The sequence below is a fragment of the Frisingicoccus sp. genome (genome assembly GCA_016298055.1).
Lineage (GTDB): Bacteria > Bacillota > Clostridia > Lachnospirales > Lachnospiraceae > Frisingicoccus.
Genome location: JAEDDO010000064.1, coordinates 1 through 10,964 on the forward strand (window position 1 = coordinate 1; position 10,964 = coordinate 10,964).

The 10,964-nt window shown below is 43.4% G+C and carries 12 protein-coding genes and 1 pseudogene; 12 read left to right on the forward strand and 1 reads right to left on the reverse strand.

Translation table 11 applies throughout. The features are described 5' to 3' along the window. The 11 genes from QZZ35_RS06570 to QZZ35_RS06620 all read left to right on the forward strand — a co-directional run. On the forward strand, positions 1–350 hold a 350-nt coding region (locus QZZ35_RS06570), incomplete at its 5' end, for a YraN family protein (protein ID WP_291236671.1). A 12-nt stretch (positions 351–362) separates the two neighbouring features. After that, a complete protein-coding gene (pgeF, locus tag QZZ35_RS06575) occupies positions 363–1,187 on the forward strand; it encodes a peptidoglycan editing factor PgeF (RefSeq protein WP_291236672.1) in 825 nt (274 codons plus the stop codon). A 20-nt stretch (positions 1,188–1,207) separates the two neighbouring features. After that, a complete protein-coding gene (locus QZZ35_RS06580; protein ID WP_291236673.1) occupies positions 1,208–2,560 on the forward strand; it encodes a DUF512 domain-containing protein in 1,353 nt (450 codons plus the stop codon). Between the two features lie 4 nt (positions 2,561–2,564). Continuing rightward, positions 2,565–3,887, forward strand: coding sequence for a ribosome biogenesis GTPase Der (der, locus tag QZZ35_RS06585; protein ID WP_291236674.1), 1,323 nt, complete (start codon positions 2,565–2,567; stop codon positions 3,885–3,887). A gap of 3 nt (positions 3,888–3,890) precedes the next feature. Further along, positions 3,891–4,520, forward strand: a complete 630-nt coding sequence (plsY, locus tag QZZ35_RS06590; protein WP_291236675.1) for a glycerol-3-phosphate 1-O-acyltransferase PlsY — start codon at positions 3,891–3,893, stop codon at positions 4,518–4,520. A gap of 79 nt (positions 4,521–4,599) precedes the next feature. After that, the gene (locus tag QZZ35_RS06595; protein ID WP_291236676.1) at positions 4,600–5,625 is read left to right on the forward strand and encodes an ABC transporter substrate-binding protein; all 1,026 of its coding nucleotides are present in this window, start codon (positions 4,600–4,602) and stop codon (positions 5,623–5,625) included. A gap of 95 nt (positions 5,626–5,720) precedes the next feature. Further along, positions 5,721–6,647: an ABC transporter permease gene (locus tag QZZ35_RS06600; RefSeq protein WP_291236677.1), complete on the forward strand. Its 927-nt coding sequence runs from the start codon at positions 5,721–5,723 to the stop codon at positions 6,645–6,647. Then, complete coding sequence (locus tag QZZ35_RS06605) at positions 6,640–7,434, forward strand: ABC transporter ATP-binding protein (protein WP_291236678.1); 795 nt, start codon at positions 6,640–6,642, stop codon at positions 7,432–7,434. The genes QZZ35_RS06600 and QZZ35_RS06605 overlap by 8 nt, the downstream gene beginning before the upstream one ends. Positions 7,435–7,494: 60 nt before the next feature. After that, positions 7,495–7,764 carry a hypothetical protein gene (locus QZZ35_RS06610; protein ID WP_291236679.1) on the forward strand — a complete coding sequence of 90 codons (270 nt, stop codon included), beginning with the start codon at positions 7,495–7,497 and terminating at the stop codon, positions 7,762–7,764. 143 nt (positions 7,765–7,907) lie between these two features. Beyond that, positions 7,908–8,717 carry an electron transfer flavoprotein subunit beta/FixA family protein gene (locus QZZ35_RS06615; protein WP_291236680.1) on the forward strand — a complete coding sequence of 270 codons (810 nt, stop codon included), beginning with the start codon at positions 7,908–7,910 and terminating at the stop codon, positions 8,715–8,717. 11 nt (positions 8,718–8,728) lie between these two features. After that, entirely contained in the window at positions 8,729–9,730 is a 1,002-nt protein-coding gene (locus tag QZZ35_RS06620; RefSeq protein WP_291236681.1) for an electron transfer flavoprotein subunit alpha/FixB family protein, read from the forward strand. A 66-nt stretch (positions 9,731–9,796) separates the two neighbouring features. Here QZZ35_RS06620 and QZZ35_RS06625 read toward each other — a convergent pair whose 3' ends face one another. Continuing rightward, positions 9,797–10,459, reverse strand: a complete 663-nt coding sequence (locus tag QZZ35_RS06625) for a hypothetical protein (RefSeq protein WP_291236682.1) — start codon at positions 10,457–10,459, stop codon at positions 9,797–9,799. Positions 10,460–10,635: 176 nt separating this feature from the next. On the opposite strand from QZZ35_RS06625, the pseudogene QZZ35_RS06630 reads away from it, so the two are divergent. After that, positions 10,636–10,964, forward strand: a pseudogene (locus QZZ35_RS06630) (hypothetical protein); the annotation flags it as partial.

Here is a 10,964-nt window from a genome sequence, read left to right on the forward strand (position 1 = left end):
ATATGAATACAAGAAAAGCAGGAAAAGACTATGAAGATGCGGCAGAAGATTACCTGAAGTCAAAAGGTTATCGGACACTCGAGAAAAATTATCACTGTCGTTACGGAGAGATCGATCTGATTGTCCGGTCAGAGGAAGGCGCAGTTGTCTTTGTTGAGGTTAAAGGCCGTTCAAAGGCCAATTGGGGAGATCCGGCTGAAGCCGTGACACCTTTAAAACAGAGAAAGATTTTGCGTACGGCCCGGGATTATATTTATAAAAGCCGGTTAAGCACAGAAACAGAGTATCGGTTTGATGTGATCACATTTTCTCAGGGCCGTATGGAACATATAGAGAATGCATTTTACTGACAGGAGGATGAAATGAATTCAGACAACAGAGAATATGTGAATTGGGATGCGGATATTCCTGTAATACGCTATAAGGCACTGGATGATACCGGCTGTGTGGAACATGGGTTTTCCACACGGCTCGGCGGTGTGAGCGGGGGCCATTTCCGGTCGATGAATTTATCTTATACACGGGGAGATAATAAAGAAGCAGTGGATAAAAACTTTGAGCGATTTTGCTCGGAGATCCGTATGGACTGGAAAAAAATTGTGTCGACGGACCAGACACATACAGCCAATGTAAGGGCAGTGACGGAAAAAGATGCGGGACACGGGATCACCCGACCGAAAACAGTATTTGACATTGACGGACAGGTGACGAATGTGCCGGGACTTGTGCTGATCACCTATCATGCCGATTGCGTTCCCCTGTTTTTTGTGGATCCGGTAAAAAAAGCCATCGGACTGACACATTCCGGGTGGAGAGGAACGGCAGCCCGCATCGGTAAAAATACGGTTGAGGCGATGACGGAGCACTACGGCTCCCGTCCGGAAGATATTATTGGTGTGATCGGACCTTCCATCTGCCAGTCCTGTTATGAAGTCAGTGAAGATGTGGCGGAAGTGTTTTTGAAATCTTTCCGCGTCAGCGACCGGCTTGTATATGAAAAACCGGATCACAAGTTTCAGCTGAATCTGTGGGAAGCGAACTATCAGGTGATGGTGGATGCGGGAATGCGTCCGGAAAATATTACCGTGACCCGGTGGTGTACCGGATGTCATCCGGATCTTTTATGGTCCCACAGGAAGACGGGCGCAAACAGGGGTAGTCTTGCTGCATTTTTATGTTTAAAATAATGAGAAAGGATGAATGAGGGATGGAATCAGGACACATCATTAAACAGGTCTTGCCGGGAAGCATCGGTGAAGAGCTGGAGCTTGAACCGGGAGACCGGGTCCTTGAAGTCAATGGCGAAAGGATCGAAGATGTTTTTGATTATCGCTATCTGATCAATGATACGTATATCGAGATGACTGTGCTCAAGAAGAACGGTGAGGTACTTCTTTTTGAGATTGATAAATATATGGACGAGGATTTGGGGATTGAATTTGAATCCAGTTTGATGGATGAATACCATTCCTGTACGAATAAATGTATTTTTTGTTTTATTGATCAGCTGCCAAAGGGGATGCGGCCGACAATGTATTTTAAGGACGATGACTCAAGACTTTCTTTTTTGCAGGGCAATTATATTACATTGACCAATATGAAGGATAAGGATCTGGACAGAATTATACGATATAAATTATCGCCGATCAATATATCCGTGCATACAACAAATCCGGAGCTTCGGTGTATGATGCTCCACAATCGCTTTGCCGGAAAAATCATGGATCAGATTCAAAAACTTTATGAGGCGGAGACGATCATGAATGGCCAGATCGTTTTGTGTAAAGGGGTGAATGACGGAAAAGAGCTGGAAAAGACGATTCAGGATCTTGGAGGATTCCTTCCTTTTATGGAAAGCCTTTCGGTTGTTCCGGTCGGCATTTCAAGACACAGAGAGGGACTTTACCCTCTGGAACCTTTTGATCGTGAAGATGCAAAAGCCGTATTAAAGACGATTCATACATTGCAGGATCAGTTTATGGAAGAATACGGCACCCATTTTGTCCATGCCAGTGATGAATGGTATATTCTTGCCGGGGAACCGCTGCCGGAGGAGGACAATTATGACGGGTATGTTCAGCTTGAAAACGGCGTAGGCATGTTAAGACTGCAGGAGCGGGAATTTCATGAAGCCCTCGAAGAGGCACGTTTTTCGGAATCGTCTAAGCTGTTCGAGAAACACTGTACAATTGCCACCGGAAAACTGGCAGGCCCTTTTCTTAAGGAACTGGTAAAGGATCTGAATGCGGTGTATCCGAATATCCATGTGGATGTGGTTGAGGTGACCAATGACTTTTTTGGACCGCAGATTACAGTGTCCGGACTTTTGACCGGTCAGGATATTGTGGCCCAGCTTAAAAACCGGACGCTCGGTTCCGAACTTTTGCTTCCGGTCAATGTGCTTCGAAGCGGTGAAGACGTGCTTTTAGACGATATGCATATAAATGAAATTGAAAAAACTTTACAAGTTCCGGTACGTATTGTACAATCAAACGGAAATGACCTCTTCGATGCCCTTGTATCACAGGGAATCGAAATTAATGGAATAGAAGGAGAATAAAATTATGAGTAAACCGATCGTGGCGGTTGTCGGCCGTCCGAATGTGGGAAAATCCACATTATTTAATGTCCTGGCCGGTAAAAAGATATCTATTGTTAAAGACACACCGGGTGTTACGCGTGACCGTATTTACGCAGATGTCACATGGCTTGACAAACAGTTTACAATGGTGGATACAGGTGGTATCGAACCGGAGAGCCGGGATTTGATTTTATCAAGCATGCGTGAGCAGGCGGAAATTGCCATTGCTACTGCGGATGTCATTATTTTTGTGACAGATGTTCAGCAGGGAGTAATCGATGCAGACTACAAAGTAGCCGATATGCTGCGCCGTTCCGGAAAACCGATCGTTCTTGCTGTCAATAAGGTGGACAGCTTTAAAAAGTATGAGGCGGATATTTATGAGTTTTATAATCTGGGTATCGGTGATCCATTTGGAATCTCTGCTGCATCCCAGCTTGGTCTTGGTGACCTTTTGGATGAAGTGGTCAAGTATTTTCCTGAAGGCTCTGCCCAGGAGGAAGAGGATGACCGTCCGAGAATTGCAATCATCGGAAAACCGAATGTGGGAAAATCTTCACTCATAAATAAACTGTGCGGTTCGGAGCGCTCCATCGTATCCAACATTGCCGGTACGACCCGAGATGCCATTGATACTGTCGTTAAGTACCATGGCCAGGAATATGTATTTATTGATACGGCCGGAATCCGCAGAAAGAATAAAATTAAAGAAGATCTTGAGCGTTACAGTATTATCCGTGCGGTAGCTGCCGTTGAGCGGGCCAATATCGTTCTTTTGATGATTGATGCCACAGAAGGTGTGACAGAGCAGGATGCCAAAATTGCCGGCATTGCTCATGAGCGGGGCAAAGGGGTTATCATTGCAGTCAACAAGTGGGATGCGGTTGTCAAAAATGATAAAACGATTTATCAACATACGAAAAAGATTCGTGAGACACTGGCCTATATGCCTTACGCAGAGATTGTGTTCATTTCTGCGATGACCGGACAGCGTATTACAAAGCTTTATGAACTGATCGATATGGTCATTCAGAACCATTCTTTGAGAATCGGAACCGGTGTGCTTAATGAAATCATGGCAGAGGCTGTTGCCTTAAAGCAGCCGCCGTCAGACAAGGGCCGCCGTCTGAAATTATATTATATTACTCAGGTGGCTGTAAAACCGCCTACATTTGTTATTTTTGTCAATGACAAGGAACTGACCCATTTTTCTTATACACGATATATTGAAAATAAAATAAGAGAAGCTTTCGGTTTCAGGGGAACACCTTTGAAATTCATTATCCGTGAGAGAAAGGAAAAATAAAAAATGATACGAGATATTTTTCTGTGCCTGTTGATCGGTTATTTCTTTGGATGTTTCCAGACCGGCTATATTTACGGAAGATGTCACGGTATTGATATTCGTAATTATGGAAGCGGCAATGCGGGTACGACCAATACACTGAGAGTTCTCGGGAAAAAGGCCGGTTATATTACCTATCTTGGAGATGCACTGAAAGCGATTTTTGCTATTTTGCTGGTCAAATATGTGATTTTTGGACATATTCTGACACCGAACATGGATTTTAATCTGCTTCTGGCTTATACCGGACTTGGTGTGGCTTTGGGTCACAACTATCCTTTTTATCTGAAATTTAAAGGCGGCAAGGGGATTGCGACCACTTCCGGTGTGATGCTTGCACTGGATATTCGCATCGGTCTTCTTGGTATTATCGGATTTTTTCTGATCTTTTTTACGACCCGTTATGTGTCTGTAGGATCATTGTACATGAGCCTTGCCTTTCCGATCGGTGTCCTCATTTTTTATCCTGGTCAGTGGCATTTATTCGGTATCAGCGTGGTTTTCTGGCTGATGGCCTGGATGCGTCACCGTGAGAATATTAAACGCCTTTTAAAAGGGACTGAAAACCGGTTTGAACGCAAGAAAAAGAATTGACTTTTTTCTTTAAATGATTTATTATTATAGAAAAGCAATGCTTCAACGCTTTTATGTGATGAAGTAAAAAGGAAAGAGGATGAAATTTATGAAAAAAGGTCTTGCTATGGTACTGGCAGGTGCGATGATCGTGGCTTCTTTAACAGCCTGCGGTTCCAGCAAAAAAGAAACAACAGCAGAAACAAAAGCTGCTGAAACAACAACTGAGACAACAGCAGAAACAAAAGCTGCTGCAGACGGAACAACTTACAAGATCGGTGTATTACAGCTTGTAGAACATGCTGCTCTTGATGCTTCTAATGAAGGTTTTGTTGCAGCCCTTGATGATGCCGGAATTTCTTATACAATTGATCAGCAGAATGCACAGGGTGACCAGACAGCATGTCAGACAATTGCTGAGAAACTTGTAAATGATGGCGATGATCTGATTCTTGCAATCGCTACACCTGCTGCACAGGCTGTTGCAGGTATTACAACAGAGATTCCGATCGTTGGTACAGCTATCACAGATTTCGCTGCTTCCGGTCTTGTTGAATCAAACGATGCTCCTGGCGGTAATGTTACAGGTTCTTCTGATTTAACTCCAATCGAAGCTCAGATCAGTCTTCTTCAGAAAGTTCTTCCGGATGCAAAGACAGTTGGCGTTCTTTACTGTTCAGCTGAAAGCAACTCCGCTATCCAGCTTGAGATGACAAAAGAAGCTTGTGCAGCTGCAGGTCTTGAAGTTGTAGAATTTTCAGTAGCAAGCTCCAACGAGATCCAGTCTGTAGTTGAATCTGCAGTCGGCAAAGTTGATGCATTATACAGCTTTACAGATAATACAATCGCTGCTGGTATGAACACAGTTGCTATGGTTGCTAATGAAAACAATCTTCCGGTTATTGCCGGTGAAGAAGGTATGGTAAATGCAGGTGCTCTTTGTACATATAGTATCGACTACTATGAATTAGGATACCTTGCAGGCCAGATGGCTGTTAAGATCCTTACAGAAGGTGCTGATCCTGCTACAATGCCAATTGAATATTATCCAGAAGAAAAATGCGAATTCATTGGCAATGAAGATACAGCAGCAACATTGGGAATTGATATTTCCGGACTTGAATAATTCCATTACTTAAAAATAACTCCGGCAAATATGAAACATATTTGCCGGGGCTTTTTTTAGTAAAACTTCGAATAAGATAAAGGGGAGAAACACACATGAATATTGGTGGTATTTTACTGGCACTTCAGGGTGCGGCGTCCCAGGGTATCCTCTGGGGTATTTTTGTGCTTGGAGTTTATATTACCTATAAGATTCTTGATATAGCCGATCTTACGGTTGACGGAAGTTTTGCACTGGGCGGATGTGTATGTGCCACACTGGTCGTTACCCACGGAGTGAATCCGTTCATTGCCCTTCTGATCGCGACAGCCGCAGGTGTTCTGGCAGGTGCTGTCACAGGTTTCCTGCATACAGTATTTGAAATTCCGGCAATTTTGGCCGGTATTCTGACACAGATATCTCTCTGGTCAATTAACCTTCGTATTATGGGAAAAAGTAATATTCCATTATTAAAAACCGGTACAATTTTTTCCGGTCTTGTTGATGCAACAGGCATGAAGACATCTTTAGCATCGGGACTGATCGGTCTTGTTATTGCGGGAGCCGTTATTTTCCTCTTATACTGGTTTTTCGGTACAGAGATCGGTTCCGCTCTGCGTGCGACAGGTAATAATGAAGATATGATCCGTGCACTTGGTGTGAATACAAAAATGACAAAGATGATCGCTCTCATGATGGCCAATGGTCTTGTAGGTCTTTCCGGTGCGCTTGTGTGCCAGAGCCAGAAATATGCAGATATCGGTATGGGAACCGGTGCTATCGTTATCGGTCTGGCCGCCATTGTTATCGGTGATGTCCTTATGGGTAAGGTGCGTAACTTTGCCGGACGATTAATATCCGCAGTTGTCGGCTCAATTGTTTACTTTTTGATCCGTGCCATTGTACTCCAGCTTGGTATGGATGCAAATGACATGAAGTTATTATCAGCTATTATTGTAGCACTGGCTCTCTGTGTGCCTGTGGCTATGGAAAAATATCGTCTGAAACATTCCTATTCGGAAGGAGGAGAAGAGGATGCTTAAAATTTCAAATGTAAGAAAGACATTTAATGCAGGTACGATCAATGAAAAGAAAGCGCTCAACGGCATCAATCTCCATCTGGAACCGGAAGATTTTGTGACGATCATCGGTGGTAACGGTGCAGGTAAGTCAACTACATTGAATATGATTGCCGGTGTTTATCCGATCGATTCGGGAACGATTACGTTAGATGGCGTCAATATTTCACGCCTTCCGGAACATGCCCGTGCAAAATATCTTGGACGTGTTTTCCAGGATCCGATGCGCGGTACGGCGGCGGACATGGAGATTCAGGAGAATCTTGCACTTGCACTTCGAAGAGGTGAAAAAAGAGGACTTCGCTGGGGTATTTCAAAAGAAGAAAAAGAACAGTATAAAACGCTTTTGACCCGTTTGGATTTAGGACTTGAAGATCGCCTCTCATCGAAAGTCGGACTTCTTTCCGGTGGTCAGAGACAGGCACTGACGCTTTTAATGGCAACACTTAAAAAGCCTAAACTTCTGCTTCTCGACGAACATACGGCCGCTCTTGACCCGAAGACAGCGAAAAAGGTATTGGATCTGACAGAAGAGATCGTCAACGAAAATCACCTGACAGCCTTGATGGTCACACATAATATGAAGGATGCGATCCGACTTGGAAATCGTCTGATCATGATGCACGAGGGACGTATCATTTATGATGTGCGCGGTGAGGAGAAGAAACGCCTCGAGGTCAGTGATCTTCTGAAGAAATTTGAACAGGCCAGCGGCGGAGAATTCGCAAACGACCGTATGTTATTATCTTAAGAATGATTTAAAAACATCATCGATATAATATATAAATATGTTATTCGATGGTGTTTTTTTATGGACAGAGATCGTTTGAGAGAAATCGAGAAAATGCGTATGGAAAGCGGACAGAGCGTGCGCAGTTATGAAGATCATATGTCGGGAATGGATCCCGGGATTTTTTTCCTGTTTCGTTGCTTTCTTGCAGCCGCATTTCTTGCCGTTGGGATTATTTTTCCCGGGATGCCGGATAAAGATGTGCCGGAAGTTCTGAAAAGAATTCCGGAGTATATTGCTGTCGATTACACAATGAAAGATGTAACTTTGTTTTTGGAAGATTTAAAATAAATTTGTTAAAAAATTATCGCTATACTCTCAAAAAAGGTGTATAATAAAAATTAAGGGATTTTATGCAGGGAATGAAGTCAGGGAGCTTTGTTTCGAAGCCTTCCTGATTTCGGGGACTATATTATTTAATGGGAGGTAGCAAGGTGAAGATTCTAGTATGTGTGAAGCAGGTTCCAGATGCAAGAGAGATTGAAATTGATCCGGTTACAAATAACCTGATCCGTGAAGGTGTTCCGAGTATCATCAACCCTTTTGATGCGTATACGCTGGAGGTGGCCGTACGTATTAAGGAAGTTACGAAAAACACGGAGATTACGGTTTTATCTATGGGACCTATGCAGGCAGAGGAAGCGCTCAGAACATGTCTTTCTGTCGGGGCGGACAAGGCATATCTGTGCTGCGATGAGGATGTGTTCAAAGGGTCGGATACATTGGCAACAAGTTATATTCTGGCTTCCGCTATCAAGATGATCGAAAGCAGGGAAGGGGCTTTTGATCTTATTATGGCCGGAAAGCAGGCCGTTGACTGTGAGACGGGACAGGTGGGACCGGAACTTGCAGCCCATCTGGGTATTGCTCAGGTGACGTATGCTCTGGAAGTTACGAATGGAAGTGACACGATTATCGTAAAACGAAGCAGTGATCAGGGATATGATATGGTGTCTGTCCGAAAACCGGCAGTTGTCACTGTTGAGAAGCCAATTTATAATCCTAGATACCCATCAATTAAGAGTAAGCTGGAGGCGAATAAAAAGCCGATCACGATCATTACGTCAAAAGATATTCCGGGACTGGATTTATCCAGATGCGGTGTGGACGGTTCTCCTACGAGAGTTGACAGAATATATGCGCCGGTCAGAAATAAACATTGTGTTAAGATTTCAGAAGAGACGGCGAAAGAATCTGCAGTGAAACTGGTTGATTTGCTCAGAGAAGCAAAAAAATTGGGATAGGGGGTAAGACCATGAATAAAGACGAGTGGAAGAATTTATGGGTATATATTGAAACAGAAGAAAATATTGCAAAGCCGGTCGGTTATGAACTGCTTGCTCCTGCCAGAGAACTTGCGAATAAGATGGAACAGAAGCTTGTGGCAGTCGTCATCGGCGGTAATGTGGAAAATATTGCGAATGAGGCGATTGCTTACGGTGCCGATGAAGTTCTGCTTGTAGAAGGTGATGAATATTATAACTATTCTACAGATGCCTACGGATATGCTCTTGAAACACTGGTACATAAATATAAACCATCAATTATTCTTTTGGGAGCGACACACAATGGACGTGATCTGGGGCCAAGGGTAGCCTGTAATCTGAACACGGGACTGTCCGCAGACTGTACGATCATGGACTATGATAAAGAGAACAGCAACGTTATCTGGACCAGACCGACTTATGGCGGAGATTTAATGGCAGCCATTCTCTGTTCGGGTCATCGTCCGCAGATGGGTACGGTGCGTCAGGGAATATTTAAAAAAGCGAAAAAGAACAGAGACCGGACCGGGGTTATTATCCGGGAGGATATCCATATTGCGAAAGAAGATATTCGTTTAAAACTTATTGAAAGAGTCAAGGAAGTTGCAGAGCGGGTCGAGCTGGAAGAGGCAGAGATCATTGTGGCCGCAGGACGCGGAATCGGATCGCCGGAAGGTTATAAGATCATTGAAGACTTTGCAAAAGAATTGAATGGGGTACCGGCCGCATCCCGTGCTATTGTAGATGCAGGTTGGGTGCCATATGCTTATCAGGTCGGACAGACAGGTAAGATCGTTTCTCCGAAGCTCTATATTGCCTGTGGCATTTCCGGTGCGATGCAGCATACGATGGGAATGTCCGGTTCAGATTGTATTGTTGCCATCAATAAAGATCCGGATGCACCGATTTTTGATGTGGCAGACTATGGCATTGTAGGAGATCTTTTTGAAGTAATTCCGGAATTGATCGAGGTGCTGAAAGAAGTAAGATAATAAATATAGAAAGATTCCTGTATCAGGTAAGTTAAAAAAATGACTTTCCTGATGCAGGAATTTTTTTTACCAGGTCACGGCAATATCAATCTGATTCGGATCTTCTTCGGCAAATGAACCGGTATCACAGACAATGCCTGTTCCAAGACTTGTCTGCACCAGGCTTCCTCTCGGATGAACGCTCAGGTTGGCGGCGATCATAATATAATTTCCAAGCATTTTGCAGCCGTCGGAACGAACCCAGTATTCATCTGTATTGCCGAGGCATCGCATCATATAGATAACACCGGTCATATCCAGGTTGTAATAGGTTTCTTTTCCGCTTGGGCCATAATTAACGCCGGAGCCTGCAGTCAGCCGGCTTCCGTTCCATGTAAAAGATTGAGAAGCTTCCGGTTCTTCTTTTTTTGAGTGAAGAAGGTCTGATTTTTTATCTGACGTTTCTTTTAAAAAAGTGTAAGGTTCAGAGATAAATTTAAGATTGCCGTGAAGATATTGAGCCAGATTAATCTGTTCGACCAGAACCGGATTCGAATCACCGGCATTATGTTTCGGGTTAAGGGTCTGGATTTTTTCATTATGTAAGAGCTGTTCATTAGTGGATGCAGCGTTCACCTGCATCTGCTGTGTTTTTGCAAAAGATGAAATAAAGAGAAAGAACAACAGACAGATGAGAAACGTAATCAGGGGAACAAATGCCATGAAAATAATCTGTTTTGTATACTTCATAGTTTACCTGCCTTTTTGATTTTAGCATGTATTTGCTTACAGAGAGTTTAACATACAGATACCGGATTGGCAAGTAAAGGGATGTAAAGAAAAAGAAGATTCCTCCATTGCTTATGTATCACTGCTTTGCTATAATTAAATAAAGTGATAGACAAAAAGCATTCGGGAGGTATGCTATGGGAGAAATTTTTGGGAATGGGATGAATACAAAAAATCAGGAAGAAGCCATCCGCAATTTTATGCGGGGATATTTAGATAAACCGAAAGATAAGACGACACTTAAACATATTCTTCAGGACATCGGGGATTATTATGATGCGGACAGGTCCTATATTTTTGAGATGAATGGAGAGCGGACGACGCTCAGCAATACATATGAATGGTGTCGTGAGGGAATCCATGCAGAAATTGATAATCTGCAGAATATTTCGGTGGACGGACTGGACTGCTGGTTTGATGCTTTTCACGAAAAGGGTGAGTTTTTTATCACCTCATTGTCTGAAGA

Bases quoted from the DNA above. Each gene is read 5' to 3' on its own strand.
- QZZ35_RS06605 (WP_291236678.1), top strand. From the start codon at position 6,640: ATGCTTAAAATTTCAAATGTAAGAAAGACATTTAATGCAGGTACGATC.
- QZZ35_RS06600 (WP_291236677.1), top strand. From the start codon at position 5,721: ATGAATATTGGTGGTATTTTACTGGCACTTCAGGGTGCGGCGTCCCAG.
- pgeF (WP_291236672.1), top strand. From the start codon at position 363: ATGAATTCAGACAACAGAGAATATGTGAATTGGGATGCGGATATTCCT.
- der (WP_291236674.1), top strand. From the start codon at position 2,565: ATGAGTAAACCGATCGTGGCGGTTGTCGGCCGTCCGAATGTGGGAAAA.
- QZZ35_RS06580 (WP_291236673.1), top strand. From the start codon at position 1,208: ATGGAATCAGGACACATCATTAAACAGGTCTTGCCGGGAAGCATCGGT.
- QZZ35_RS06625 (WP_291236682.1), bottom strand. From the start codon at position 10,459: ATGAAGTATACAAAACAGATTATTTTCATGGCATTTGTTCCCCTGATT.
- QZZ35_RS06610 (WP_291236679.1), top strand. From the start codon at position 7,495: ATGGACAGAGATCGTTTGAGAGAAATCGAGAAAATGCGTATGGAAAGC.
- plsY (WP_291236675.1), top strand. From the start codon at position 3,891: ATGATACGAGATATTTTTCTGTGCCTGTTGATCGGTTATTTCTTTGGA.
- QZZ35_RS06595 (WP_291236676.1), top strand. From the start codon at position 4,600: ATGAAATTTATGAAAAAAGGTCTTGCTATGGTACTGGCAGGTGCGATG.
- QZZ35_RS06620 (WP_291236681.1), top strand. From the start codon at position 8,729: ATGAATAAAGACGAGTGGAAGAATTTATGGGTATATATTGAAACAGAA.